This window comes from Burkholderia singularis (genome assembly GCF_900176645.1).
Classification (GTDB): Bacteria; Pseudomonadota; Gammaproteobacteria; order Burkholderiales; family Burkholderiaceae; genus Burkholderia; species Burkholderia singularis.
Window position 1 is genome coordinate 1 of the sequence record NZ_FXAN01000082.1, and the last position, 24,769, is coordinate 24,769.

The following is a 24,769-nucleotide window of genomic DNA, read 5'->3' on the forward strand; positions in this document are numbered from 1 at the left end:
AATCGCCACCGGCAACAGTGGCACCACCGCAGCCTGCTGTTCCGCGCGATACTGGCGGCGCCACGTGAACACGAGATTCGCGTTCAGACCGTGCTCGCGAGCCAACTTGGCGACCGAAACACCCGGCTCGCAAGCTGCCATCGCCAAGCGACGCCGGAATTCGGCACTATGGTTCGGGCGTCCTTTACGACTACCCTGTTTCTCCATCGTATCTGACAAAGTGGTGTCCATCACTTCGAAAATGATGGGCATCACTTTGGCGTCGGTCCGCGCTGCGGTCTATAACGGCCATCGCGAGTCGCTTACGGCTCAATTGCCGCGATGTTCGATCCTGAAGGTGGCGTCTGCGTCCTGTCCCAGTACCTCAACCAGATAGGGCAGCGCTTCTTTCATCGTACTGATCAGCGTATACGGCGGGTTCAGAACGAACATGCCGCTGCCGAAAAGTCCGTAGCCGTCCGTTGGCGGGCGGCTCACGGTCAGGCTCAGATGCAGCCAGTTGCTTGTCTGCAGACGCTTCAGCTGATCGGGCAAACGCTGTGATTCGGTGCGGCTTACTTGCGGATACCAGATTGCATAGCAGCCCGTCGCGAATCGCTTCAGGCTTTCCTCGACGCACACGAGCGTTTTTGCATAATCGCGTTTGTCCTCGTATGACGGATCGATAAGCACCAGTGCGCGGCGTGGCGGCGGAGGCAGCAACGCTTTGATGCCGTCGAAGCCGTCGCCTGAGTAAATCATTGCGCGCCGTCCGGCGTCCCGGAAATTATGGCGTAGTACATCGATTTCGGTACTGTGCAGCTCGAACAGACGCATCCGGTCCTGCTCTCGCATCAGCCGCCATGCGAGATAGGGCGAGCCGGGGTAGTAGCGCATCTCGCCATCGCTGTTCAGTGCCCGGACTTCGTCGACATAGTCGGCGAGCGCATCAGGCAGATCCGTCGCGTTCCAGATTTTCTCGATGCCCGTGCTGAATTCGGTGGTTTTTGCCGCATAGCCGTCGGTTAGCGAGTAGACGCCCGCTCCGGCATGCGTATCGATGTACCAATACGATTTGTCTTTCTTGTTCAAATGACGCAGCAATTGAACGACGACGGCGTGCTTGAGGACGTCCGCATGATTGCCGGCGTGAAAACCGTGGCGATAGCTGAGCATGACGAAAAGATTCCGATGAAAAAACGCGCTCTCAAAGGAGCGCGTTTTTGTTTCAGCCCAAGGCGGCCGCGATGAGGTAACGGTATGGCGGCTGCCTGGCCGATTTACTTCAGGACGGCTGCGATTGCATTGGCGACGACGTCGATATTGCGCGTGTTCAGCGCGGCGACGCAAATGCGACCGGTGCTGACCGCATAGATGCCGAACTCTTCGCGCAGACGGTCCACCTGCGCGGCCGTCAGCCCCGAATACGAGAACATCCCGCGTTGCGCGTTGATGAAGCTGAAATCGCGGTCGACGTTCGCCGACTTCAGCCGTTCGACAAGGCCGTTGCGCATCGCGCGGATACGGTCGCGCATCTCGCCCAGTTCTTCCAGCCACGCAGCGCGCAATTCGGGCGATGCAAACACTGCCGAGACGAGCGCGGCACCATGAGTCGGCGGGTTCGAATAGTTGGTGCGGATGACGCGCTTCAATTGCGACAGCACGCGAGCGGATTCGTCGTTGCTGCCGGTAATGATCGACAGCGCCCCGATGCGCTCGCCATACAGTGAAAACGATTTCGAGAACGACGACGACACGAACACGTTCAAATCCGCCTGCGCGAAGAGGCGTACTGCGGCTGCGTCGGCGTCCACGTTCTCGCCAAAGCCTTGGTAAGCGATGTCGAGGAACGGCACGAGCTGGCGGGTCTTCACGGCTTCGACCACCTGCGCCCACTGCACGTCGCTCAGGTCAACGCCGGTGGGATTGTGGCAGCACGCGTGCAGCACGACGATCGTGCCCGGCGCGTAGCTGTTCAGTGCGGACAGCATGCCGTCGAAGTTGACGCCGTTGGTTTTCGCGTCGTAGTACGGATAGGCGACGACTTCAAAACCCGCCGTTTCGAACAGGGCGCGATGATTTTCCCAGCTCGGATCGCTGATGGCGACCTTGGCTTTCGGGTTCAGCGTGCGCAGGAAATCCGCGCCGATCTTCAGCGCTCCGGTGCCGCCGAGCGCCTGGGCCGTTACGACGCGGCCGGCCGCGATGACGGGGGAGTTGTCGCCGAGCAGCAGCTTCTGGACCGCGGCGTCATAAGCGGCGATTCCGTCGATCGGCAGATAGCCGCGCGGCAGGCCCGCTTCGACACGCGCCTTTTCCGCGTCGCGCACCGCGCGCAACAGCGGAATCTTGCCTTCCTCATTCGTGTAGACACCGACGCCCAGATTGACTTTGGTCGAGCGCGTATCGGCGTTGAAGGCTTCGTTCAGGCCGAGGATCGGGTCACGGGGGGCAAGGGCGACAGCGGAGAAGAGCGACATGATGGATTCGCAGCAGTTGTGAAAAGAGGGTCGGTTGTACAGCGCCGGAGCGGGTGGGCAGACTCATCGCACCACCTGGCAGATGACGCAGCCGGCGCAAAAGGGATAAAGCGCGGCAACGCATCATTGTAGCGAATTCAACGCCGTTATTTAGCCAATGTTGCGGGCGTGCACGCGATTTTTTGGCGCGCCGGCGGATGTTCGCGAGTCGCCGGAAGCGGAGCCGGCCTGACGTCGAAGCGCTAGAATGATCGTTTGCTTCGTTTCGGCCCGCTGCCCCCTGCTCCCATGTCCGAACATCATTCCGACTCCCGCGACATTCTCGACGAATCGAAATTCGTGACGTTCGACGATTCACCGTTCCAGCTCTATCAACCCTACGCGCCGTCGGGCGATCAGCCGAGCGCGATCGCGACGCTGGTCGAAGGCATCGAGGACGGCCTGTCGTTCCAGACGCTGCTCGGCGTGACGGGTTCGGGCAAGACGTTCACGATGGCCAATACGATTGCGCGGCTCGGCCGTCCGGCAATCGTTTTCGCGCCGAACAAAACGCTTGCCGCGCAGCTCTACTCGGAGTTCCGTGAATTCTTCCCGCGCAACGCGGTCGAGTATTTCGTGTCGTACTACGATTATTACCAGCCGGAAGCGTATGTGCCGCAGCGCGACCTGTTCATCGAGAAGGATTCGTCGGTCAACGAGCACATCGAGCAGATGCGGCTGTCGGCGACGAAAAGCCTGATGGAGCGGCGCGACGTGGTGATCGTCGCGACGGTGTCGGCGATTTACGGTATCGGCAATCCGTCCGAATATCATCAGATGATCCTGACGCTGCGCACGGGCGACAGGATCGGCCAGCGCGACGTGATCGCGCGATTGATCGCGATGCAGTACACGCGCAACGAACAGGATTTCCAGCGCGGCACGTTCCGCGTGCGCGGCGACACGATCGATATTTTCCCGGCCGAGCACGCGGAAATGGCGGTGCGCGTCGAGTTGTTCGACGACGAGATCGACACGCTGAATCTGTTCGATCCGCTGACGGGCCGCGTGCGGCAGAAGATTGCGCGTTTTACGGTCTATCCGTCGTCGCATTACGTGACGCCGCGTGACACCGTGATGCGCGCGGTCGAGACGATCAAGGCCGAGTTGCGCGAGCGGCTCGAGTTCTTTCATCGGGAAAACAAGCTCGTCGAGGCGCAGCGGCTCGAGCAGCGAACCCGCTTCGATCTCGAGATGCTGCAGGAACTCGGCTTCTGCAAGGGCATCGAGAATTATTCGCGGCACTTTTCAGGGGCGGCGCCCGGCGAGCCGCCGCCGACGCTCGTCGATTACCTGCCGCCCGACGCGCTGATGTTCCTGGACGAATCGCATGTGCTGATCGGCCAGTTGAACGGAATGTACAACGGCGACCGCGCGCGCAAGGAAAATCTCGTCGATTACGGGTTCCGGCTGCCGTCCGCGCTCGACAACCGGCCGCTGAAGTTTCCCGAATTCGAGCGCAAGATGCGCCAGGTGGTATTCGTGTCGGCGACGCCGGCCGATTACGAGAAGCGCGTGTCGGGGCAGGTCGCCGAGCAGGTCGTGCGGCCGACCGGGCTGGTCGACCCGGAGATCGAGGTGCGGCCGGCGAGTTCGCAGGTCGACGATGTGCTCGCCGAGATCCACGCGCGCGTGAGCGCCGACGAGCGCGTGTTGATCACCGTCCTGACGAAGCGGATGGCCGAGCAGTTGACCGAATTTCTGGCCGATCACGGCGTCAAGGTCCGCTATCTGCACAGCGATATCGATACCGTCGAGCGGGTGGAAATCATTCGTGATCTGCGGCTCGGCACGTTCGACGTGCTGGTCGGGATCAACCTGCTGCGCGAAGGGCTCGATATTCCGGAAGTGTCGCTGGTCGCAATTCTCGATGCGGACAAGGAGGGCTTCTTGCGCGCGGAGCGTTCGCTGATCCAGACGATCGGCCGTGCGGCGCGCAACGTGAACGGCAAGGCGATCCTCTATGCGGACACGATCACCGATTCGATGCGCCGCGCGATCGACGAAACCGAGCGGCGCCGCGCCAAGCAGATCGCTTACAACGAAGAGCATGGCATTACGCCGCGCGGCGTGGTCAAGCGGATCAAGGACATCATCGACGGCGTCTATAACGCGGACGAAGCGCGTGCGGAGCTGAAGGAGGCGCAGCAGCGCGCGAAGCTCGAGGACATGTCCGACAAGCAGATCGCGAAGGAAATCAAACGGCTCGAGAAGCAGATGGCCGATTATGCGAAAAACCTCGAGTTCGAGAAGGCCGCGCAGGCGCGCGATCAGCTTGCACTGCTGCGCGAGCGGGTGTTCGGCGCGAACGTCGGCGATCACGTGAACGGAACCGAATGACGTGCGGCGGTTTTGCGCCGCACGGCTGGATTTCTGCTGCCGGATTCCGTTTGTAAGCCTTGTCGTATCAAGGGTTTAGCCGCCTTTCAATTTGTTTCAACGCCGGTTCGGTGCTAAACTTGCAACATTAGTGAGAATGGTTCGTATTAACGTTCTTCATCGTCTTTTCGTCTTCCAACGAGATGGCGGCGGGCGGCGCAGAGCAGGTGTCACGATAAAAACAAGGAGTTTCAATGATGTTGCGTTCTTCGTTTATCCGCGGCGGTGTTGCGGTGGCGGCCGCGTGCGTCGCGCTGGGCGCGTCTGCGGCCGAGTATCCGATCGGCAAGCACCAGATTCAGGGTGGTATGGAGATCGGCGCGGTGTATCTGCAGCCGATCACGATGGACCCGGAAGGCATGATGCGCAAGGCGTCCGATTCGGACATCCATTTGGAAGCCGACATCCACGCGGTCAAGAACAATCCGACGGGTTTCGCCGAGGGCGACTGGATGCCGTATCTGCAAGTCACGTACAAGCTGACGAAGCAGGGCGACGCGAAATGGAAGTCGGAAGGCGATCTGATGGCGATGGTCGCGAGCGACGGGCCGCATTACGGCGACAACGTGAAGTTGAATGGTCCGGGCAAGTATCACCTGACGCTCGTCGTGAAGCCGCCGATGCAGACGGGCCACATGGCGTTCGGTCGCCACGTCGACAAGGAAACCGGCGTCGGCCCGTGGTTCAAGCCGATCACGCTGGAATACGATTTCCCGTTCGCCGGCATCGGCAAGAAGGGCGGGTACTGATAGCGGTCAGTGCGGGCAGCAGGATGGCGCGCGGCGGGCGCGCCGTCTTTTAAGAGAAATACGATGAGATTCCCCAAAGCATTCGCGTTCGCGGCCGCAATCGTTGTTGCGGGCGCAGCGCAAGCGGCCGATCTGCCGACCTTCAAGCTCGAGATGGCGGACGGCAAACTCAATCCGGCGCGCATCGAGGTGCCGGCCGGCCAGCGCATCAAGATCGAAATTCGCAATACGGGCAAGAGCGCGGCCGAATTCGAGAGCGTTCAGCTACGCAAGGAGAAGGTGCTGGCGCCGGGCGGCGAATCGTTCGTCGTGATCGCGCCGCTGTCGCCGGGCGAATACAAGTTTTTCGACGATTTCCACCAGCAGGCGCAAGGCGTGATCGTCGCGAAGTGAAGTGATGTTTTAACGTCCGCCGTATGGGCAAGCCGTTCGGCGCACGGATGGAGGCAACAATGGGTCAGATCTTGTTCGTCGTCTGGCGGGAGAGCGTCGAGGCATTGCTCGTCGTCGGCATTCTCTACGCATGGCTGAAAAACAGCGGCGACGATGCGCGTCGCGGTTTGCCGTATCTATGGGCGGGCGTCGCCGCTGGCCTGCTGATGGCAGTGGGGCTTGGCGCCGCGCTCGTCGGTTTTACCGAGGTGCTGTCGGGTGATGCGCAGGACTATTTTCAGACGGCGATGGTGCTGATCGCGTGCGTGCTGATCGTACAGATGGTGCTGTGGATGAAGCAGCACGGGCGCACGTTGAAGCGCGATATGGAGCGTTCGCTGCAACAGAGCACGCAGAGCGCGAATTGGTGGGGCGTTGCCGTGCTCGTCGCGCTGGCGATCGGGCGCGAGGGAAGCGAGACGGCCATTTTCCTGTACGGGCTCGGCTTCGGCCAATCGGGGCATGTCGGCGCGAGCCAGATGCTTGCCGTGCTGATCGGCCTGGGGCTTGCGTTCCTGACGTTCTATTTGCTGCAATTGGGCGGCAAGTATTTTTCGTGGCGGCACTTTTTCCGCGTCACCGAGATCATGTTGTTGTTTCTCGGCGCGGGCCTGTTTCAGACGGGCATCGACAAGCTGATCGACAAGGAAATCCTGCCGCTCGGCGTCGCGCAACTGTGGGATACGTCCGCGATTCTCGATGATTCGAGCACGTTCGGCTCGCTCGTGGCGACGCTGACCGGTTATCGCGCGCATCCGGCGTTGACGAACGTGGTTGCCTACGCGCTCTATTGGCTGGTTGTCTATCTGTTGCTCAAGCGTGCGACCAAGCAACCGGCGGCAACGGCGGGGCGGCCGGCATGAGCGCCGTCATCGGCCCCCGCAGCGGCGGCCTGATCGCGCAAGCCGGCCACTGGATGCAGCGGCACGGCGCGCTGATTCGCGGCATCCAATGGGCCGTGGTGGCGGTTTACGCGTTCCTGATTCTGGTGCCGGCGTTTACGCCGCTGCCGGACGATACCGCGCACCTGTGGAGCAACCTGACGCTGGCTGCGCAATTCGTTTTCTGGGGCATCTGGTGGCCGTTCGTGCTGCTGTCGATGGTGATGCTCGGCCGTGTATGGTGCGGCGTGCTGTGCCCGGAAGGGGCGCTGGCGGAATTCGCGAGCAAGTTCGGCCGAGGCCGGGCGATTCCGCGCTGGATGCGCTGGGGCGGCTGGCCGTTCGTCGCGTTCGGGCTCACGACGATCTACGGTCAGATGGTGAGCGTCTATCAATATCCGCGCGCCGTGCTGCTCGTGCTCGGCGGCTCGACACTGGCCGCCATCGTGATCGGCTTGCTGTATGGGCGCGAGAAGCGCGTCTGGTGCCGCTATCTATGCCCGGTCAACGGCGTGTTCGGACTGCTCGCGCGTCTTGCGCCGCTGCGCTACCGGGTTGACGAGGATGCGTGGCGGCGTTCGTACAAGCAGGGCGAGCACGGCCACCGCGTGATCCCGATCAATTGCGCGCCGCTCGTGCCGTTGCGAAACATGAAGGGCGCGGCGGCGTGCCATATGTGCGGCCGTTGCAGCGGTCATCGCGACGCGATCGAACTGACGCTGCGCTCGTCGTCGGAGGAGATCGTCGCACTGGGCGACAAGCAGGCGAGCGGCTGGGATACGGCGCTCATTCTTTACGGCCTGCTCGGCATTGCCATCGGGGCGTTCCATTGGACCGTGAGCCCCTGGTTCGTGCAGATCAAGCAAGCCATTGCGAGCTGGCTGATCGACCGCGACGTGATGTGGCCGCTCGACACCAACGCGCCATGGTTCATCTTCACGCATTATCCCGAGCACAACGATGTGTTCTCGTGGCTCGATGGCTCGCTCGTGATCGCGTATATCGTCGGCACGGGGCTGGGGTATGGCACCGCGCTCGCGCTTTTGCTCGCCGGTGCGGTTGCAATGCTCGGCCGCTTCGAGCGCGTGCGGCTGCATCATCTCGCACAGGCGCTGATTCCGCTCGCTGGCGCGGGTGTGTTCCTCGGCCTGTCGGCGACGACGCTATCGTTGTTGCGCGCCGAGCATGTGCCGCTCGGTTGGGCGTCGGATGTTCGGATTGCGATCCTTGTCGGCGCGAATCTGTGGAGCGCGTGGCTTGCTTGGCAGGTGACGGGGCGCTATGCCGGCGTGGCGCGCAGGCTGTTCGCGATGCTGTGGTTTGCGGCGGCGCTTGCGGTGATCGACAGTGCGTGGTGGTTGATGTTCTGGGGATTTTGACGCGCTGGCGCACATTTTTCCCGGCTGCTGCGTTGACGTCTGGTCTTTCGACGGCATGCAAAAAAGCGACGCGCCATCGGCTGCGTCGCTTTTTTCTTTTGCGTGGTGAGAACCAAAAAAAGTGGCTTGGCTTACTGCGACGGCTGCTTGAATGGGTTTGCACGAAGGGGTCTAGACTCGCGTGCAAGCCGTCGTGGCTGGCTAATGCCGAACACCTCTCGAGGAGGTGGTCCCCACAATACTCGGTCGTTACTTTGTCAGGATCAGTTTGCCCAGGCGGGTCGCCCGGAGTTGGTACGTTTCGCCGTTGTGCGCGATGCTCACGTGGCTTTGGCCTTGCAGCAGCGAATCGCTGCTGACGATGCGCTGGCCGGCTTGGGCGGTCGCGGCCGGTGTAGCCTTCGCGGAATCCGCAGGCGATAGGGTTGCCGTTTGCGTACGGCTGCCGGATCCGGCACTGCCGGTGCGGCGCAACGTGAGCGTGTTTGGGCGCATGGCTTCGATCATTCGGTCAATCGGTCAGTTGCGATTCGATGGAATGAATTCTAAATGATAACCATTCCCATTTACAAATATCTTTATCGATTGAATATCGATTGCCGATAGGCTGCGACAAAGAAAAAGAACGAGAAGGGCGGCGCACGAGCGCCGCCCGGCGCAATCAGTGCAACGGATCGGGGTCCTTGCGGCCGTGCGCGAATTCGCGGATCAAACGAACCGTGTCGATATCGGACGCGCGATAAGCTTCCTTCACGATTTCCTGGGTTTGACGGGCATCTTCGCTATCGTTGCTGACGGTCAGCGTGGTTTGATACTCGAAGCGAAGGAACAGCTCCTGATCGTCGCGCTCCTCGATCGTCATCGTCAGCGAACCGCCGATTTCACCGTCGGCGGCATGGATGTCATAACGGACCTGCACGTTCGGTACCAGCGTCACGCGATCGCGGATCGTTGCCTTGCCGAAGTGAAGCTCACGCTCGAGCGTCGTTTCGGTTCGTTCGTGGACGATGCAGCGATCGAGTCCGATCACGAAAAGCTGCGGCTGCTCGGCGCGCAGCACAAGCCCTTCCCAAAGCTGGGCGCGGGTCAGCGTTGGCATATTGGGATTGCCGAAGGCGTTGATTTGGACGAGATGTTCGAAATTCAAAGCGGCGGATTCCTTTGGTGACGCGCCCCGTTGGCGGGGCGCAAAACTAGGGGCTTATTGTGACGCAAATCCGCCGCCAAGGCTTGATGCATGGTGGGTGCCGGGCCGAGCCGGTTTGATTGACCGATTCGGCGCGGTGGGGATGACCGTTGAGCGTCAGCCGGCGATATGGCCCATGCGGCCGCTCTGGTAATCGGCGACAGCCTGGCGGATTTCTTCCTCGGTGTTCATGACGAACGGGCCGTATCGGACGACTGGTTCGTTGAGCGGTACGCCGCCGATCAGCAGCAATTCGAGCGGCGCGTCGCCGGCGGCAAAGGTAACGGTGTCGCCATCTTCCGCATAGGCGATCATATGACGGGCGTCGATTACCGTCTTGTCCGGGCCGTACAGGCCAGTGCCCGAGATCGGGTACGCAAACACGCGGAAACCAGCCGGAATCGGTTGCTCGGCGACGGCGCCGGGCCCGAGCGTGAAGTGCTGATAGAGAATCGGCGTGCGTGTTTCGATCGCGGCGCGTGCGCCGAAGGCTTCGCCTGCGATGATCTTGACCCTCACGCGGCCATCGGCAGACGACGCGCATGGAATACGGGCGGCAGGCACGTCTTGGTAGCGCGGTGCAATCATCTTCTCCCGGCGCGGCAGATTGACCCATAGTTGAAAAACGTGCATGCGGCCGCCGGTGCGCGTGAATTCGGCGCTCGGCATCTCGCTGTGGATGACGCCCGCTCCCGCCGTCATCCATTGGACGTCGCCCGCGCCCAGCGTGCTTGTATGGCCGGTCGAATCGCGATGGACAAGCTGACCGTCAAGCACGTAGGTGACGGTTTCGAAGCCGCGATGCGGATGATCGGGAGCGCCTTTCGCATCGCCGGGCGCGTAGTCGATTGGTCCCATTTCGTCGAGCAGCAGGAACGGGTCGAAATCCGTCAACAAACGAGTGGGAAAGGGCCGATGCACCACGAAGCCGTCGCCTTCCGTCGTGCGAAGGGAGGGGCAGGTGCGCTGAATTGTGCGTGCGACAGACATGGGAGTGCTCAATTGTTCGGTGAAATACCGTCATTTTTGAAACGTAGAGCTATTATATTGGGCGATTTGCCCCATAAATCTGCCGGATTCGCAATGGATCGTTGTGCAATTGGAACGATGAAATGAATATCGATGCGCATAACCTGAACGACTTGATGTACTTCTCTCAGGTAGTCGAGCATGGCGGCTTTTCGGCTGCCGAGCGCGTGCTTGGCATTTCGAAATCGCGCCTGTCGCGACGTTTGACCGAACTTGAAGCGACGCTCGGCGTGCGCTTGTTGCAGCGCTCGACGCGCAAGCTCGCGCTCACCGAAGCGGGCGAATTGTTTTACCAGCACTGCCAGGCCATGCTCGCGGAGGCGCAGGCCGCGATGAATGCGGTGCAGCAACTGCGCTCGGCGCCGCGCGGTACGGTGCGCGTGAGCGTGCCCGTCACGGTGTCGCTTACTGTACTGTCGCGTTTGTTGCCGGAATTTCTGCGCCGCTATCCTGAAGTGCGCGTGCAGATTCGCGTGACGAATCGCGTGATCGACCTGTTCGAGGATGCCGTCGATGTTGCGTTGCGTGTGCGCTCCGAGCCGCCGCAAAGCGCGAACATCATCGTGCGGCCGCTGTTGCGCACCGAGCAGATGCTGGTTGGTGCGCCGAGCCTGCTGCAACAGAATGCGCCGCCGCTCACGCCCGCCGATCTGGCGGGATTCGATACGCTCGATACCCCATCGGGCGACGGCCGCCACGTGTTCAATCTAATTGCGCCGGACGGCTCGCGCCATCTCCATGAACACGAGCCGCGCCTCGTGACGGCGGACTTGATCTCGATCCGCGAAGCTGTGCTGGACGGGGTCGGGATTGCCGCGTTACCCGAATCGATGTACAGCAGCGCGCTGCATGCCGGTCAATTGTCGCCGGTGATGCCGGGATGGACGTTACCCGTTCCGCAGCTTTACGCGGTGTTCGTGTCGCGGCAGGGGATGCCGCCCGCCGTGCGGGCATTTGTCGATTATCTCGTCGAGAAGCTGGATAACAAGCAGTACGAAACAGAACCCTGCCCGACGCACTCCGCGAACGAGGCGGAAAAGAAGGCTATTTCGCTCTGACGAATTGGCCGGCAGCGTCGGCATCGGTTTTGTCATTGGATGGGCGCGATGCAATCGCTAGTTTCAATCGAGGATGGCTTGAATGCGCGCGCTGAGCGTCCTATATTGAAATCCCGATTTCGCGAGGGATCTGCCGAGCGAAACATGGTGGCTGCATATGTTGCGAGCCAGATAGGGCAGACTGCGCGAGTCCGTGCAGACCACGGCAAGTCGCATTGCGTTGCCGCGACGGGTGGTGCATACCGTCGGGCCCGCCGCCCGAAGGCGCCAGCGTGCGCATGAAAAAAGGCCTTCATCTGGCGATGAAGGCCTTTTACTTTATCGCTCCGCGATGCGTCGCACGAACGATGAAACGGCGCGCCGCCTTGCGCTGTCGGCTTACTTCGATTTCGGCTCGGTAACGAAACCAAGCTTCGTCAAGCCTCCCGCCTGCGCCGCCGACATCACTTCCGCTACGCGCTCATAGGCGACCTTGCGATCCGCGCGCAAGTGCAACTCCGGTTGCGGAGTGGCCTGAGCGGCTTGCGCGATGCGTGTTTGCAGATCGGCCGGATTTACCGGGTGATCGTCCCATAGAACCGTACCGTCGCTTTCGATCGCGACGTCGATTGTTTGCGGCTTCACGTCGACCGGCTGGCTGCTCGCGCGCGGCAAATCGATTTTGACCGCATGGTGCATCGCCGGAATGGTGACGAGGAAAATGATCAGGAGTACGAGCATCACGTCGACGAGCGGCGTCATGTTGATCTCGTTCATCAGATCGTCGTCGTCGTCGTCGCCGAAGCTGGTGGAATTCATTGCCATCGGCCGTCTCCGCTCAGTTTGCGCGCGTCGCGAGGCGCAGCCCGTCGCGCGGCGACGACGAAGCAAGGCGCGCACCCGTCACGAAGTATGCATGCAGGCCGTGCGCGAAGCGGCGCAGACGGCTCACGATCGCCTTGTTCGAGCGCGTGAGCGCGTTGTAGCCGAGCACTGCGGGAATCGCGACGAACAGCCCGAATGCGGTCATGATCAACGATTCGCCGACTGGGCCTGCAACCTGATCGATCGACGTCTGGCCCGTCGCGCCGATGACGAGCAGCGCGTGGTAAATCCCCCAGACGGTGCCGAACAGGCCGACGAACGGCGCCGTGCTGCCGATCGATGCGAGGATCGCGAGGCCGCTTTGCATTCGCGCGATGCCTTCGTCCATCGTGTCCTTCAGGCAGCGCGTGATCCAGTCGGATACGTCCATCCGGTCGTGCAGGTGCGGCTGCGTTTGATGATGATGGTCGGCGGCCTCCTTGCCCGACAGCGCGAGCGCGAGAAACGGATTGTCGTGCGGCGCCGACGTCACATGGCCGAGCTTCTTCACGCCTTCGTCGAAATCGTCCGAGTGCCAGAACGAGCGTTCGGCGTCCTTCGTGAGCCGCTTCAGGCGTACCACGTTCCAGCCTTTGATGACGATCACCATCCATGACAAGACCGACATCACGAGGAGCGCGATCGCGATGAAGCGCGTGACGAAATCTCCTTGCGCCCAGACGTGTGCGATACCGTAGCTTTGCATTGCTGTTCCTTGTTGTTGCTATTCCAGGAAGAATTGAAGTGGGTCAGTCGTCCAGCGTGAAGTTGTACGGCTGCGTATAGGCAGCGCGCATCGGCTGTCCGTTCTGCAGATACGGCTGGCAGGGCGACGACCGGATGGCTTCGAGCGCGGCATCGTCGAGACGCGGAAAACCGCTGCTCTGGACGACTTGCGCACTCTCGATCTTGCCCGTCAGGCCGACTACGAAGCGGACCTTCACGACGCCCGTTTCGCCGCGCCGCCTCGACAGTGATGGATAGTCGGCCTGCGCGATCTGGCATGTCAGGTGCGCGCCTTCTTTTGGCGTCGCGATTTCCATCGTCGGGCGGGCGCTGGGAGCGGCTGCGGCGGGTGTTTCCTTTGCACTGGGTTCGGTGGGGGCTGCGGGGGCGGGCGATGCGGGTTGCGGCGCGGCGATCGCAGTCGGCGAGGGCTCGTGCGATACGGGCAAAGGCTTCGGGCTCGGCTTCACGACGGGACGCTCGGGAGCCGTCTTTGGCTTGCTTTTCTGCTCAGGCTTCTGGACAGGCTTCGGCGGCGCGGGCATGGCGACCGATTGCACGCCGGCCGGCTGTGCGACGGGCGCGCTCAACAGTTCTGCCGTGATTGCTTTCGACTCGAGCGGCGGTTGTGGCATGTCGCCGCGCAGCAGCGCGCCGGTCAGCAGGATGGCATGTCCGGCGAGCACTGCCACGGCAGCAGCGACGACACGGCGGTTCATACGGGGCGCGGCCGGCTCGGATAAGGCCTGTATGGAATTCGAAGCCTGCATGTTAGCTTGTTAATGCGGTGGCGCGTGTGATACCGCGCCGCACGGTATACGGCTCTATTTGCGGAAGATCAGCAAAGAGATACATACGGTAGTCACGAATCCGACCAGCAATTCCATGACGGGCTCCTTCACAGGTAGACCGTTGGCTCGCGCGGAGAAAAGCTTGCTGACGGGCGGGTAAAACAGCAATGGGGCGGCAACACGCGCCGCGTGCGATCACGGCATCCGGCTCAAGCCGCCTTGCGTTCGTAAAACGTAACGGGCACGGCCGCGGGGCGATCGACTCCGCAGAGACTCGCGCAGACGCCTTGTTCCGCCATCAGATCGCGCACGGTTTCCTCGCACTTGCCACAGCAAGTGGCGACTCCGAGTTCGAACTGGAGTTCTTCGAAAGTACTCACGCCCTCCGCAAGGGATGCGCGAATCTTCCGGTCGGAAACAGACTTGCACACGCAGACGATCATGATGGAGCGCGATAGCTAACGTTAATGCGAATTATTATCATTATATTTGTGCGGGTTGGCAAGCGCGGCTTCCGCTTTTTTGTAACAAAACCAGGTGCTTGGCAGGGGTTTGGGCGGGCCGGGCCGCTTTCGCGGCCGGCCGATAAGTTCGGTAAGGGCCGGCAAAGCAGGCAGCAGGCCGGCCGATGCAGCTTCAGGCCGGGTGCATGGCCAGCGCGGCCGCGTTTGGTGAAGAAATGGTGACGGATTCGACCGGCGTGTCGATTCCGAGCAGCGTTGCGGCTAGCGATTGCAACTGGCGGCCATCGCCCGTCGAGCAAAAACGCGGCAGCGCGGTGGCGTACCCGGAGGCCGGCGCGCGCAACCCGCGTTCGTCAACGATCCGCTCAAGCTGGCGGGCGATCGCGTCGCCCGTATCGACGAGGCGCAAGCGATTCGCGGTGACGTCGCGAATCGCCGCGTTGAGGAAAGGGTAATGCGTACAGCCAAGCACGAGTGTGTCGGCACCTGCGTCGACCATCGGCTGGAGATAGCCGGCGAGCAGTGCGCGCAGTTCGGGCGAGCCGGTATCGCCGCGTTCGACGGCCTCGACGAGGCCGTGGCCCGCTTGGCAGATAAAGCGGCAGCCGGCCGAGTGACGTTCGAGCAGCGTGCGAAAGCGCGCGCTGCGCAGCGTCGCCTGGGTGGCGATCACGCCCGCGACGCGCGTTTTCGACTGGAGGGCCGCCGGCTTGATGCCGGGTTCGACGCCGACGAGCGGAATCGCCAATTGCTCGCGAACGACCGCGATCGATTGCGCGGTTGCGGTGTTGCACGCGACGACGAGCGCCTTGGCGCCCTGCGAGACGAGCCATTCGCCGATCGCGTGCGTGCGCTCGACGATGAACGCGTCGTCGCGCGGGCCATAGGGCGCATGGCGTGAATCCGCGACATAGACGAGCGTCTCGCCGGGCAGGCGTTCACGTACCGCGCGCAGCACCGACAGGCCGCCGAGCCCGGAATCGAAAATGCCGATCGGCGCGCGCGCGCGCGAAAGGCCGGAATCGGGCATGATCGTCATGCGGGCGTTGGATGGGCGTGCAGGTTCGAGCGCGAGGCGCAGGGCGCGAAATTACGACGCCGCGTCCATCATCGACTGCTGGTAATTCTGCAGCCCGACCTTGCCAATCAGGTCGATTTGCGTTTCGAGCCAATCGATATGCTCTTCGGTATCGTCGAGGATCTTCTCGAAAATTTCGCGCGATACGTAATCACGTACCGATTCGCAATAAGCGATCGCTTCCTTGCAGGTGTTTTGCGAGATCTGTTCGAGCTTCAGGTCGCAGTTCAGGATCTCCTCGGTTTCCTCGCCGACGAGCAGCTTGTGCAGATCCTGCAGATTGGGCAATCCGTCGAGCATGAAGATGCGTTCGATCAGCCAGTCGGCATGCTTCATCTCGCCGATCGATTCGTCGTATTCGTGCTTGCCGAGTTTCTCGAGACCCCAGTGCTTGTACATCCGCGCATGCAGGAAATACTGATTGATCGCGGTGAGCTCGTTTTTCAACTGGGCGTTCAGATATTCGATGACTTTCTTATCGCCTTGCATGACGGTTCCTTATGATGCTGTGGGGCTGGAATTTCTGAACGATAAACGCTCGCTTACGAAATGCCAAGCGCGGATTCGTTTGATGTCCGAAGAAAACTGCGAATCCGCGAAATCAAAAAGGCCGGATTGAAATCCGGCCTGAAAATCATTCCTATTTACACCGTGGCGACAGGGATCTTGCCGATCTTTGCCTGCCATTCCTTCGGTCCGGTTTGATGAACCGACGTGCCTTGCGAGTCGACTGCGACCGTCACCGGCATGTCCTGCACGTCGAACTCGTAGATCGCCTCCATGCCGAGATCCTCGAATGCGAGCACCCTTGCATGGCGAATCGCCTTCGATACGAGATACGCGGCGCCGCCGACCGCCATCAGATACGCGGCGCGGTGCTTCTTGATCGCGTCGATCGCGACCGGGCCGCGCTCGGCTTTGCCGACCATCGAGATCAAGCCCGTTTGCGACAGCATCATTTCGGTGAACTTGTCCATGCGTGTGGCCGTCGTGGGGCCTGCCGGGCCCACCACTTCGTCGCGTACCGGATCGACCGGCCCGACGTAGTAGATCACGCGGTTCTTGAAATCGACGGGCAGCTTTTCGCCGGCAGCCAGCATGTCGGCGATCCGCTTGTGAGCGGCGTCGCGGCCCGTGAGCATCTTGCCGGACAGCAGCAGCGTTTGACCAGGTTTCCACGAGGCGACCTCCTCCGGCGTCAGCGTGTTCAGATCGACACGCTTGCTGGTTTCGGTGTTCGGCTCCCAGTGCACCTTCGGCCATGCGTCGAGCGACGGCGCTTCGAGCTTCGCCGCGCCGGAGCCGTCGAGCACGAAATGCGCGTGGCGCGTTGCCGCGCAGTTCGGAATCATCGCGACGGGCTTGGACGCCGCGTGCGTCGGCGCGGCCATGATTTTCACGTCGAGCACGGTTGCGAGGCCGCCCAGACCCTGCGCGCCGATGCCGAGCGCGTTGACCTTCTCGTGCAATTCGACGCGCAGTTCCTCGATCCAGTCCTTCGGGCCGCGCGCGATGATCTCCTGAATGTCGATCGGCTCCATCAGCGATTCCTTGGCCATCAGCATCGCCTTTTCGGCCGTGCCGCCGATGCCGATGCCGAGCATCCCCGGCGGGCACCAGCCCGCGCCCATCGTCGGCACGGTCTTCAGCACCCAGTCGACGATCGAATCCGACGGATTCAGCATCACGAATTTCGATTTGTTCTCCGAGCCGCCGCCTTTTGCCGCGACCTGCACGTCGACCTTGTCGCCCGGCACGATCTCGTAGTGGATCACGGCCGGCGTGTTGTCCTTCGTATTCTTGCGCGCGCCCTCGGGCGGATTCACGATCGACGCGCGCAGCACGTTGTCCGGATGCGTGTAGCCGCGGCGCACGCCTTCGTTGATCATGTCGGTGACGCTCATTGTCGCGCTGCCGGTTTCGCTGGCCCAGCGCACGTCCATGCCGACCTTCACGAAGATCGTGACGATGCCGGTGTCCTGGCAGATCGGGCGGCGGCCTTCCGCGCACATGCGGCTGTTCGTCAGGATTTGCGCGATCGCGTCCTTCGCGGCAGGGCTCTGCTCGAGTTCATACGCGCGGCCGAGCGCCTGGATGTAGTCGAGCGGATGGTAGTAGCTGATGTATTGCAGCGAATCCGCGATGCTCTGGATCAGGTCTTCCTGTTTGATGACGGTCATGGCTGGGACTCTATGGGGACTATGGGAATCGATTCAGGCCGGCTGGCCGCGGCTCATTGCGCCGGCTCGCGCAACTGCACCGGATGCAGCGCAGCATCCTCGTGGAAGTGCTGCGGATGCGTGTGCGTCGTCAGGCGGTCGACCCATGCCATCACGAGTGCCGACACGAGGAAGGCCGCATGGATCACCACTTGCCACATGATGGCGTGCTGGGTGTGCTGGTCCGGATTGATGAAGGTCTTCAGCAGATGGATCGACGAGATGCTGATGAGCGCCATCGACAGCTTCACCTTCAGCACGCCCGCATTCACGTGATCGAGCCATTCGGGCTCGTCCGGATGACCTTCGACGCCCAGGCGCGACACGAAAGTTTCATATCCGCCGACGATCACCATGATGAGCAGATTCGAGATCATCACGACGTCGATCAGGCCGAGCACGGCGAGCATCACGCTGACTTCGTCGAGCCCCGCCGCGTGCGTCAGCAGATGCCAGACTTCTTTCAGGAACAGGAACACATAGACGGCTTGCGCGACGATCAGGCCCAGATATAGCGGCACTTGCAGCCAGCGGCTCATGAAGATGAGGGCAGGCAGCGGGCGCATCTTGCGGGGCGAGTGGTTTGGGGCGGCAGACATGGTCGAGCGAAGCGGGGATATGAAGCGTTTTTGGAAAAAAGCGCGTTATTGTAACGCGTCGGCCGGCATCGAGGCGGCGCGGCGCGTGTGGCGCGCGCCGCTGACGCGCGCCCGACCGGGATGGCTGCAACGGCGGCTCATGGCCGGTTCGGCGCGGGTTCGAACGGATTGCGCGCCGGACCGATGCGGGGGGCGATGCGCAGCCGATGGGCGGCCGGGCAGCCGCTCAGGGCGACACGCGCGGCGAGCGCCTCACGCGCAGGCTCGCGAGCACGATGCCCGTCACGACGCACGCGAGCGCGAAGCCGTGCGCGAGCGTCGGGCGCTCGCCGAGGAATGCGATTCCGTAGACGGCGGCGGCGATCGGCAGTACCGCGCTGAACACGCCCGCGAGGCTGCCCGGCACGTAGCGGATGCCTTTCATCCACAGCCAGAACGAGAAGATGCTCGCGGACAGCCCGTACCAGACGACGAGCGCCCAGATGCCTGCTGGCACGCTGGCGTAATCGAAATGCCACAGCGCGCCGGCGCCGAGCGGCAGCATCAGCAGCAGGCCGAACAGGTGGGTGTATGCGCAGATGTCGATGGGCGCGAGCGTTTGCGTGAGGCGCCGCGACAGGATCACGTAGATCGATTCGCAGCAGACCGCGCCGAGCATCAGCAGATTGCCTGCGAGCGAGCCTGCGGGCGCGCCGCCTTCGGCCGCGCCGCTGTTGGCGACATTGATCGTCACCACGCCGACGATCGCGAGCGCGATCGACACGAGCGCGCGCCCATCCGGTTTTTCGCGCAGAAACAGCCATGCGAACAGCGCGACGACCGCGGGGATCGTGCTCGTGATGACGCCTGCCGCGACCGCGCTCGTGCGTTGCACGCCGTTGAGCATCAGCAGCGTGAACATGAAGGTGCCGAAGAACGCTTGCAGAAAGAGGTTCAGCCATTCGCCGCGCTTGACGGTGCGCATCTTGACGGGGCTGAACAGCGGCCAGAGCACCGCGTTCGCAACCACGAAGCGCAGCGTGGCGAGAATGGCGACGGGAACGAATACGACGATCGATTTGCCGATGCCGACGTTGCTGCCGACCAGCAGCATCGACACGATGAGAAAGAGGGCGTAGCGATTCAATTGGAGTCCGGAGCACAAATTCAGCTAGCATTGTGAAACGTGTGCAAGCCAGCGTAAAGCGTCGCCGACGCGCGCGTCGCGTAAGTGACGGGTAAGTTCGAGCGGCTATCGTGAGTACGGCCGGGCGGCGTGATGCAATGCAACATCGCGCCGCCCGGTAATCGCGGCGGGCATTGAGGAGACACGCGCATCATGCCGCATCACGCGTCAGCCAGCCGTGCACGGCGCGCTCAATCGCGCTGCACGTAGTGAGTGGGTCCATATCATCAAGGGGTAGTCGATGTCTGTGATTGAATCGGTTCTGCACGAACGCCGCCAGTTCGCGCCGCCCGCCGCCCTCGAGAAGGCCGCGGCCATTTCGGGGATGGCGGCTTATCGCGCGCTTGCCGAAGAGGCCGAGCGCGATTACGAAGGATTTTGGGCGCGTCTTGCGCGCGAGACGCTCGAATGGCATAAGCCGTTCAGCACGGTGCTCGACGAGACGAACGCACCGTTTTACCAATGGTTCGGCGACGCAGAGTTGAACGCATCGTACAACTGTCTCGATCGACATGTCGCCGCAGGGCGCGGCGATCGCGTCGCGGTGATCTTCGAGGCCGACGATGGCGCCGTCACGCGCGTCACGTATGCCGATTTGCTCGCGCGCGTTTGCCGTTTCGCGAACGCGCTGAAAAAGCGCGGCGTCGGCCGAGGCGACCGCGTCGTCATCTATATTCCGATGTCGGTCGCAGGCATCGTTGCGATGCAGGCGTGCGCGCGGATCGGCGCGACGCATTCGGTCGTGTTCGGCGGTTTTTCGGCGAAATCGCTGCACGAGCGCATCGTCGACGTCGGCGCGACCGCGCTCGTCACCGCCGACGAGCAACTGCGCGGCGGCAAGACGCTGCCGCTCAAGCACATCGCCGACGAGGCGCTGGCGATGGGCGGCTGCGACGCGGTGAAGAGCGTGATCGTCTATCGCCGCACGGGCGGCAAGATCGATTGGCATGAAAGCCGCGACGTCTGGATGCACGAACTCGTCGCGAACGAATCCGACGCGTGCGAGCCCGAGTGGGTCGGCGCCGAGCATCCGCTCTTCATTCTGTATACGTCAGGCTCGACCGGCCGGCCAAAGGGCATTCAGCACAGCACCGCCGGCTATCTGCTGTGGGCCGCGCAGACGATGAAATGGACGTTCGACTGGAAGCCGGACGACGTGTTCTGGTGTACCGCCGATATCGGCTGGATCACCGGCCATTCGTATATCGCATACGGGCCGCTCGCGATCGGCGCGACGCAGGTCGTGTTCGAGGGCGTGCCGACCTATCCGGACAGCGGCCGTTTCTGGAAGATGATCGGCGAGCACAAAGTGAGCGTGTTCTATACCGCGCCGACCGCGATCCGTTCGCTGATCAAGGCGTCCGAAGCCGACGAGGCGGTGCATCCGAAGCGCTATGACTTGTCGAGCCTGCGGATCATCGGCACCGTCGGCGAGCCGATCAATCCGCAAGCGTGGATCTGGTATCACAAGCACGTCGGCGGCGAGCGCTGCCCGGTCGTCGATACCTGGTGGCAGACCGAGACCGGCGGCCACATGATCACGCCGCTGCCCGGCGCGACGCCGACCGTGCCCGGCTCGTGCACGCTGCCGCTGCCCGGCATCATGGCAGCCGTCGTCGACGAGACCGGCCAGGACGTGCCGAACGGCCAGGGCGGGATTCTCGTCGTCAAACGGCCGTGGCCGTCGATGGCGCGCACGATCTGGGGCGACCCGGAGCGTTTTCGCAAGAGCTACTACCCCGACGAACTCGGCGGCAAGCTCTATCTCGCGGGCGACGGCACCGTGCGCGACAAGGACACCGGCTATTTCACGATCATGGGCCGCATCGACGACGTGCTGAACGTGTCGGGGCACCGGCTCGGCACGATGGAGATCGAATCGGCGCTCGTCTCGCACGAACTGGTGGCCGAGGCGGCGGTGGTCGGCCGGCCTGACGACACCACCGGCGAGGCGGTCGTCGCGTTCGTCGTGCTCAAGCGCGCGCGCCCGGTGGGCGACGAGGCGGCGGCGCTCGCGAAAGTGTTGCGCGACTGGGTCGGCAAGGAAATCGGACCGATCGCGAAGCCGAAGGACATCCGCTTCGGCGACAACCTGCCGAAGACCCGCTCGGGCAAGATCATGCGGCGTCTGTTGCGTTCGCTGGCGAAGGGCGAGGCGATCACGCAGGATACGTCGACGCTCGAGAACCCTGCGATCCTGGAGCAGCTTGCCGAGGTGCGTTGAGCCGCCTTTTCCGGCGTGACCGACGGCCGTATTGGTGCAGGCGGGCCCGGCACCGCCATTGACGGGCGCCCGGGACATCCGCACCACCGCCGGAACAAGCCCCTGCGCGGCAATCCCGATTGTCCGCGCCGGGGCTTTTTGCTACACAAGCGCATGGCCGCTTCATCGTCCCCGACGCCTGCGCATCCCGCCGAGCCGCCGCTTGTACCCGAGCCGCTTGCGCGTGCGCATGCGCGCTACTGGCGCTTCAATGTCGCGCTGATCGCCGTGTTGAGCGCGACGGGCGCATTGGTCTCGTTTATCGTGCCGTTTTTCGCGACCGCGCTCGCGCATCTGCGCTTCGCGGGCTTTAGTCTGCCGTTCTATCTCGGCGCGCAAGGCGCGATTCTTGTCTATGTGGCGCTGATCGTCGTCTATATCGTGCTGATGCAGCGTGCCGACAAGACGCTGCGGCACGCTTACGACGCCTACGCGGCACGTCAGGAACGCGATGCCGCCGCGCCGACGGACCCCGGCCCATGCTGACGAACCGGCTCGTTCGCGCTTATGCGCTGTATAGCGCAGGCTTCATCGCGTTCGTGCTGCTGCTCGGGCGCATCGAGCGCGCGACAGGCTCCGGCGTTTGGATCGGCTATGTGTTCCTGTTCGTGCCGATTGCGGTTTATGCGGCGATCGGGCTGCTGTCGCGCACGTCGGATCTCGTCGAATACTACGTCGCCGGGCGGCGCGTGCCGTCGATGTTCAACGGGATGGCGACCGCCGCCGATTGGCTGTCCGCCGCATCGTTCATCGGCCTGGCCGGCTCGCTGTACGCAACCGGCTACGACGCGCTCGCGTATCTGATGGGCTGGACGGGCGGCTTCTGCCTCGTCGCGTTCCTGCTTGCGCCATATGTACGCAAGCTCGCGCGTTACACGATTCCCGACTTCCTCGGCACGCGCTATTCGAGCACGCTCGTACGCGCGCTCGCGGCGTTCGCGGCGATCCTGTGCTCGTTTGTCTACCTCGTCGCGCAGATACAGGGCATCGGCCTGATCGCCACGCGCTTCATCGGCGTGGATTTCGCAATCGGCATTTTCTGCGGGCTGGCGGGCATTCTCGTCTGCTCGTTTCTCGGTGGAATGCGCGCGGTCACTTGGACCCAGGTTGCGCAGTACGTCATTCTGATCGTCGCGATTCTGCTGCCGGTTTCGTTGATCGCGATGAAGCACGGGCTTGGCCCCGTGCCGCAATTCACCTATGGGCAGTTGATGTCGCGCGTCGAGGCGCTTGAGACGCAGGTGCGCGACGCGCCGCGCGAGCGGCAGGTACGCGACGCCTATCGGCAGCAGGCCGCCGAGATCCAGGCGCAGCTCGATCGGCTGCCGGCGTCGTATGACGACGCGCGTGCGCGGCTCGTTGGCGAGGTGGCGCAATTGCGCGAGCACAACGGGCCGCTGCGCGAGATCCGGCAGCGCGAGCGCTCGCTTGCCGAGTTTCCGCGTGATCCGGCGGCGGCGCGCGCCGCGTGGGAGCAGACGCGCGACGATCTGCTCGCGCGCGCCGCCGATCCAGTGCCGATGCATCAGCCGTTCCCCGCCACCAATGACGCCGATCATCGGCTGCGCGAGCGGAATTTTCTGGCGTTGCTGCTTTGCTTGTCGATCGGCACGGCGAGCTTGCCGCACATTCTCACGCGTTACAACACGACGACATCGGTGGCATCCGCACGGCGTTCGGTCGGCTGGACGCTGTTTTTCATCGCGCTGTTTTACCTGACGGTGCCGGTGCTGGCGGTGCTGATCAAATACGAGATCTTGTCGAATCTGGTCGGGCTGCCGTTCGCCGATCTGCCTGCGTGGGTCACGCAATGGCACCGCTTCGAGCCTGAGCTTGTCAGCATCACCGATCAGCTTCGCGATGGCGTCGTTCATTGGTCGGAGATACGGATGCAGCCCGATATCGTCGTGCTGGCGGCGCCCGAGATCGCGGGGCTGCCATACGTGATGTCGGGCTTGATCGCCGCGGGCGCGCTTGCCGCGGCGCTGTCGACGGCGGACGGATTGCTGCTGACGATTGCGAATGCGCTGTCGCACGACGTCTATTACTGCATGGTCGCGCCGGATGCGACGAGCCAGCGGCGCGTGACGATCTCGAAGGTGTTATTGCTGGGCGTTGCGCTGTTCGCTTCGTATGTTGCCTCGTTGAATACCGGGAAGATTTTGTTTCTAGTCGGCGCGGCGTTTTCTCTTGCTGCGTCGAGTTTTTTCCCGGTGCTGGTGCTCGGCGTGTTCTGGAAACGCACGACGACGCGCGGCGCGGTTGCGGCGATGGTGACGGGGCTGGCGGTGTGCGTTTATTACATTGTGTCGACGTACCCGCTATTCACGCAGATCACGGGCTTCGCAGGGCCGAGATGGTTCGGCATCGATCCGATCAGCTCAGGCGTGTTCGGCGTGCCGGCGGGCTTTGCGGTGGCGATCGCCGTCAGTTTGCTCGATCGGCGGCCGGACGCGTATACGGATGCGCTGGTCGATTACATCCGGCATCCGTGAACCGCTGAGATTGCGGGCGGCGTGGACGCCCATCCTCGCTCAGACTCGATGTTTGGCAGAAGGGCGGCGGAATTTGTTATACTCTCGGTCTTGCTGGAGAGATGGATGAGTGGTTTAAGTCGCACGCCTGGAAAGCGTGTATAGGTGAAAGCCTATCGGGGGTTCGAATCCCCCTCTCTCCGCCAAAAAAAATCTTATAAATCAAGATTGTCAAGGTTCCAGGCTGCGATTAATTACCGTAGTTTCCTGTCGATTCCGGTCCACAATCGCACGAGAATCGCGGCATCAAAACAGGTCTAAATCTGGCCGTCATCAATCCCGTCGCTCCACCGGCTCTCTCGGCTCGCCTCCAACAAAATTCCGGTGGATGAGTGGCGGCTGAGCGTCTCCGGCTCCGCACCATCCGTTCGCTGACAAAATTTCCAGGTCGCCACAATGGCTTCGATACGCGCCTGATACTTGTCCATATCATGATCGCCGAACCGCCAGCTACTGGGCCATTGATTTCCGTTGGATAGCATTTGGAATGTCCCCA

25 protein-coding genes and 1 tRNA gene are annotated in these 24,769 nt (G+C 62.5%); 10 read left to right on the forward strand and 16 right to left on the reverse strand.

Annotated elements, in window-relative coordinates; translation table 11 throughout:
- From BSIN_RS17785 to BSIN_RS17795, 3 genes are all read right to left on the reverse strand, one after another.
- The coding region (locus tag BSIN_RS17785; protein WP_143757488.1) for a transposase at positions 1-252 on the reverse strand (252 nt) is incomplete at its 3' end.
- 57 nt (positions 253-309) lie between these two features.
- A complete protein-coding gene (locus BSIN_RS17790) occupies positions 310-1,155 on the reverse strand; it encodes a 23S rRNA (adenine(2030)-N(6))-methyltransferase RlmJ (RefSeq protein ID WP_059518676.1) in 846 nt (281 codons plus the stop codon).
- A gap of 104 nt (positions 1,156-1,259) precedes the next feature.
- The gene (locus BSIN_RS17795; protein WP_059518678.1) at positions 1,260-2,459 is read right to left on the reverse strand and encodes an amino acid aminotransferase; all 1,200 of its coding nucleotides are present in this window, start codon (positions 2,457-2,459) and stop codon (positions 1,260-1,262) included.
- 288 nt (positions 2,460-2,747) lie between these two features.
- On the opposite strand from BSIN_RS17795, the gene uvrB reads away from it, so the two are divergent.
- From uvrB to BSIN_RS17820, 5 genes are all read left to right on the forward strand, one after another.
- A complete protein-coding gene (uvrB, locus tag BSIN_RS17800; protein ID WP_089341468.1) occupies positions 2,748-4,838 on the forward strand; it encodes an excinuclease ABC subunit UvrB in 2,091 nt (696 codons plus the stop codon).
- A gap of 236 nt (positions 4,839-5,074) precedes the next feature.
- The gene (locus tag BSIN_RS17805; RefSeq protein ID WP_059518929.1) at positions 5,075-5,626 is read left to right on the forward strand and encodes an iron transporter; all 552 of its coding nucleotides are present in this window, start codon (positions 5,075-5,077) and stop codon (positions 5,624-5,626) included.
- 63 nt (positions 5,627-5,689) lie between these two features.
- Entirely contained in the window at positions 5,690-6,019 is a 330-nt protein-coding gene (locus BSIN_RS17810; protein ID WP_059518682.1) for a cupredoxin domain-containing protein, read from the forward strand.
- Between the two features lie 59 nt (positions 6,020-6,078).
- Positions 6,079-6,921, forward strand: coding sequence for an FTR1 family iron permease (locus BSIN_RS17815; protein ID WP_059518931.1), 843 nt, complete (start codon positions 6,079-6,081; stop codon positions 6,919-6,921).
- Positions 6,918-8,318: a 4Fe-4S binding protein gene (locus BSIN_RS17820; protein ID WP_089341469.1), complete on the forward strand. Its 1,401-nt coding sequence runs from the start codon at positions 6,918-6,920 to the stop codon at positions 8,316-8,318. Before BSIN_RS17815 ends, BSIN_RS17820 begins: the two co-directional genes overlap by 4 nt.
- A 249-nt stretch (positions 8,319-8,567) precedes the next feature.
- Here BSIN_RS17820 and hemP read toward each other — a convergent pair whose 3' ends face one another.
- The 3 genes from hemP to BSIN_RS17840 all read right to left on the reverse strand — a co-directional run bounded on the left by hemP (position 8,568) and on the right by BSIN_RS17840 (position 10,494).
- Positions 8,568-8,825, reverse strand: a complete 258-nt coding sequence (gene hemP / locus BSIN_RS17830; protein WP_089341471.1) for a hemin uptake protein HemP — start codon at positions 8,823-8,825, stop codon at positions 8,568-8,570.
- Between the two features lie 154 nt (positions 8,826-8,979).
- On the reverse strand, positions 8,980-9,465 hold the full coding sequence (locus BSIN_RS17835; protein ID WP_059518688.1) for an SRPBCC family protein: 486 nt from the start codon (positions 9,463-9,465) through the stop codon (positions 8,980-8,982).
- A gap of 156 nt (positions 9,466-9,621) precedes the next feature.
- The gene (locus BSIN_RS17840) at positions 9,622-10,494 is read right to left on the reverse strand and encodes a pirin family protein (protein ID WP_089341472.1); all 873 of its coding nucleotides are present in this window, start codon (positions 10,492-10,494) and stop codon (positions 9,622-9,624) included.
- 122 nt (positions 10,495-10,616) lie between these two features.
- On the opposite strand from BSIN_RS17840, the gene BSIN_RS17845 reads away from it, so the two are divergent.
- Positions 10,617-11,591 carry a LysR family transcriptional regulator gene (locus BSIN_RS17845; protein ID WP_089341489.1) on the forward strand — a complete coding sequence of 325 codons (975 nt, stop codon included), beginning with the start codon at positions 10,617-10,619 and terminating at the stop codon, positions 11,589-11,591.
- A gap of 378 nt (positions 11,592-11,969) precedes the next feature.
- On the opposite strand, the gene BSIN_RS17855 is transcribed toward BSIN_RS17845, so the two are convergent.
- The 9 genes from BSIN_RS17855 to BSIN_RS17895 all read right to left on the reverse strand — a co-directional run bounded on the left by BSIN_RS17855 (position 11,970) and on the right by BSIN_RS17895 (position 19,437).
- On the reverse strand, positions 11,970-12,395 hold the full coding sequence (locus BSIN_RS17855) for an ExbD/TolR family protein (protein ID WP_059518694.1): 426 nt from the start codon (positions 12,393-12,395) through the stop codon (positions 11,970-11,972).
- A gap of 13 nt (positions 12,396-12,408) precedes the next feature.
- Positions 12,409-13,140 carry a MotA/TolQ/ExbB proton channel family protein gene (locus BSIN_RS17860; RefSeq protein WP_059518696.1) on the reverse strand — a complete coding sequence of 244 codons (732 nt, stop codon included), beginning with the start codon at positions 13,138-13,140 and terminating at the stop codon, positions 12,409-12,411.
- 43 nt (positions 13,141-13,183) lie between these two features.
- Positions 13,184-13,930 (reverse strand): energy transducer TonB, encoded by a 747-nt coding sequence (locus BSIN_RS17865; protein ID WP_173678709.1) that lies wholly within the window; start codon positions 13,928-13,930, stop codon positions 13,184-13,186.
- A 230-nt stretch (positions 13,931-14,160) separates the two neighbouring features.
- Positions 14,161-14,394, reverse strand: a complete 234-nt coding sequence (locus BSIN_RS17870) for a (2Fe-2S)-binding protein (RefSeq protein WP_059518700.1) — start codon at positions 14,392-14,394, stop codon at positions 14,161-14,163.
- 193 nt (positions 14,395-14,587) lie between these two features.
- Positions 14,588-15,454 carry a glutamate racemase gene (gene murI, locus BSIN_RS17875; RefSeq protein ID WP_089341474.1) on the reverse strand — a complete coding sequence of 289 codons (867 nt, stop codon included), beginning with the start codon at positions 15,452-15,454 and terminating at the stop codon, positions 14,588-14,590.
- Positions 15,455-15,505: 51 nt separating this feature from the next.
- Positions 15,506-15,982 carry a bacterioferritin gene (gene bfr / locus BSIN_RS17880; protein WP_059518704.1) on the reverse strand — a complete coding sequence of 159 codons (477 nt, stop codon included), beginning with the start codon at positions 15,980-15,982 and terminating at the stop codon, positions 15,506-15,508.
- A gap of 155 nt (positions 15,983-16,137) precedes the next feature.
- A complete protein-coding gene (locus BSIN_RS17885) occupies positions 16,138-17,673 on the reverse strand; it encodes a fumarate hydratase (RefSeq protein ID WP_059518706.1) in 1,536 nt (511 codons plus the stop codon).
- Between the two features lie 53 nt (positions 17,674-17,726).
- Positions 17,727-18,311 carry a TIGR00645 family protein gene (locus BSIN_RS17890; RefSeq protein WP_059518707.1) on the reverse strand — a complete coding sequence of 195 codons (585 nt, stop codon included), beginning with the start codon at positions 18,309-18,311 and terminating at the stop codon, positions 17,727-17,729.
- Positions 18,312-18,537: 226 nt separating this feature from the next.
- Complete coding sequence (locus BSIN_RS17895) at positions 18,538-19,437, reverse strand: DMT family transporter (RefSeq protein WP_059518709.1); 900 nt, start codon at positions 19,435-19,437, stop codon at positions 18,538-18,540.
- Between the two features lie 280 nt (positions 19,438-19,717).
- Between BSIN_RS17895 and acs the strand changes: the two genes are divergently transcribed.
- The 4 genes from acs (at position 19,718) to BSIN_RS17915 (ending at position 24,419) form a co-directional block, all read left to right on the forward strand.
- On the forward strand, positions 19,718-21,700 hold the full coding sequence (acs, locus tag BSIN_RS17900; RefSeq protein ID WP_089341475.1) for an acetate--CoA ligase: 1,983 nt from the start codon (positions 19,718-19,720) through the stop codon (positions 21,698-21,700).
- A 153-nt stretch (positions 21,701-21,853) separates the two neighbouring features.
- A complete protein-coding gene (locus tag BSIN_RS17905; protein WP_089341476.1) occupies positions 21,854-22,225 on the forward strand; it encodes a DUF4212 domain-containing protein in 372 nt (123 codons plus the stop codon).
- Positions 22,219-24,234, forward strand: coding sequence for a sodium:solute symporter family protein (locus BSIN_RS17910; RefSeq protein ID WP_089341477.1), 2,016 nt, complete (start codon positions 22,219-22,221; stop codon positions 24,232-24,234). Before BSIN_RS17905 ends, BSIN_RS17910 begins: the two co-directional genes overlap by 7 nt.
- Positions 24,235-24,329: 95 nt before the next feature.
- A tRNA-Ser gene (locus BSIN_RS17915) sits at positions 24,330-24,419 on the forward strand.
- Between the two features lie 111 nt (positions 24,420-24,530).
- Here the strand turns inward: BSIN_RS17915 and BSIN_RS25860 are convergent.
- Positions 24,531-24,701 carry a hypothetical protein gene (locus BSIN_RS25860; RefSeq protein WP_159936003.1) on the reverse strand — a complete coding sequence of 57 codons (171 nt, stop codon included), beginning with the start codon at positions 24,699-24,701 and terminating at the stop codon, positions 24,531-24,533.
- Between the last annotated feature and the right edge of the window lie 68 nt (positions 24,702-24,769).

Coding starts and splice junctions, on each gene's coding strand:
- BSIN_RS17790 (WP_059518676.1), bottom strand. CDS start 1,155: ATGCTCAGCTATCGCCACGGTTTTCACGCCGGCAATCATGCGGACGTC.
- BSIN_RS17795 (WP_059518678.1), bottom strand. CDS start 2,459: ATGTCGCTCTTCTCCGCTGTCGCCCTTGCCCCCCGTGACCCGATCCTC.
- uvrB (WP_089341468.1), top strand. CDS start 2,748: ATGTCCGAACATCATTCCGACTCCCGCGACATTCTCGACGAATCGAAA.
- BSIN_RS17805 (WP_059518929.1), top strand. CDS start 5,075: ATGTTGCGTTCTTCGTTTATCCGCGGCGGTGTTGCGGTGGCGGCCGCG.
- BSIN_RS17810 (WP_059518682.1), top strand. CDS start 5,690: ATGAGATTCCCCAAAGCATTCGCGTTCGCGGCCGCAATCGTTGTTGCG.
- BSIN_RS17815 (WP_059518931.1), top strand. CDS start 6,079: ATGGGTCAGATCTTGTTCGTCGTCTGGCGGGAGAGCGTCGAGGCATTG.
- BSIN_RS17820 (WP_089341469.1), top strand. CDS start 6,918: ATGAGCGCCGTCATCGGCCCCCGCAGCGGCGGCCTGATCGCGCAAGCC.
- hemP (WP_089341471.1), bottom strand. CDS start 8,825: ATGATCGAAGCCATGCGCCCAAACACGCTCACGTTGCGCCGCACCGGC.
- BSIN_RS17840 (WP_089341472.1), bottom strand. CDS start 10,494: ATGTCTGTCGCACGCACAATTCAGCGCACCTGCCCCTCCCTTCGCACG.
- BSIN_RS17845 (WP_089341489.1), top strand. CDS start 10,617: ATGAATATCGATGCGCATAACCTGAACGACTTGATGTACTTCTCTCAG.
- BSIN_RS17855 (WP_059518694.1), bottom strand. CDS start 12,395: ATGGCAATGAATTCCACCAGCTTCGGCGACGACGACGACGACGATCTG.
- BSIN_RS17860 (WP_059518696.1), bottom strand. CDS start 13,140: ATGCAAAGCTACGGTATCGCACACGTCTGGGCGCAAGGAGATTTCGTC.
- BSIN_RS17865 (WP_173678709.1), bottom strand. CDS start 13,930: ATGCAGGCTTCGAATTCCATACAGGCCTTATCCGAGCCGGCCGCGCCC.
- BSIN_RS17870 (WP_059518700.1), bottom strand. CDS start 14,394: ATGATCGTCTGCGTGTGCAAGTCTGTTTCCGACCGGAAGATTCGCGCA.
- murI (WP_089341474.1), bottom strand. CDS start 15,454: ATGACGATCATGCCCGATTCCGGCCTTTCGCGCGCGCGCGCGCCGATC.
- bfr (WP_059518704.1), bottom strand. CDS start 15,982: ATGCAAGGCGATAAGAAAGTCATCGAATATCTGAACGCCCAGTTGAAA.
- BSIN_RS17885 (WP_059518706.1), bottom strand. CDS start 17,673: ATGACCGTCATCAAACAGGAAGACCTGATCCAGAGCATCGCGGATTCG.
- BSIN_RS17890 (WP_059518707.1), bottom strand. CDS start 18,311: ATGTCTGCCGCCCCAAACCACTCGCCCCGCAAGATGCGCCCGCTGCCT.
- acs (WP_089341475.1), top strand. CDS start 19,718: ATGTCTGTGATTGAATCGGTTCTGCACGAACGCCGCCAGTTCGCGCCG.
- BSIN_RS17905 (WP_089341476.1), top strand. CDS start 21,854: ATGGCCGCTTCATCGTCCCCGACGCCTGCGCATCCCGCCGAGCCGCCG.
- BSIN_RS17910 (WP_089341477.1), top strand. CDS start 22,219: ATGCTGACGAACCGGCTCGTTCGCGCTTATGCGCTGTATAGCGCAGGC.
- BSIN_RS25860 (WP_159936003.1), bottom strand. CDS start 24,701: ATGGACAAGTATCAGGCGCGTATCGAAGCCATTGTGGCGACCTGGAAA.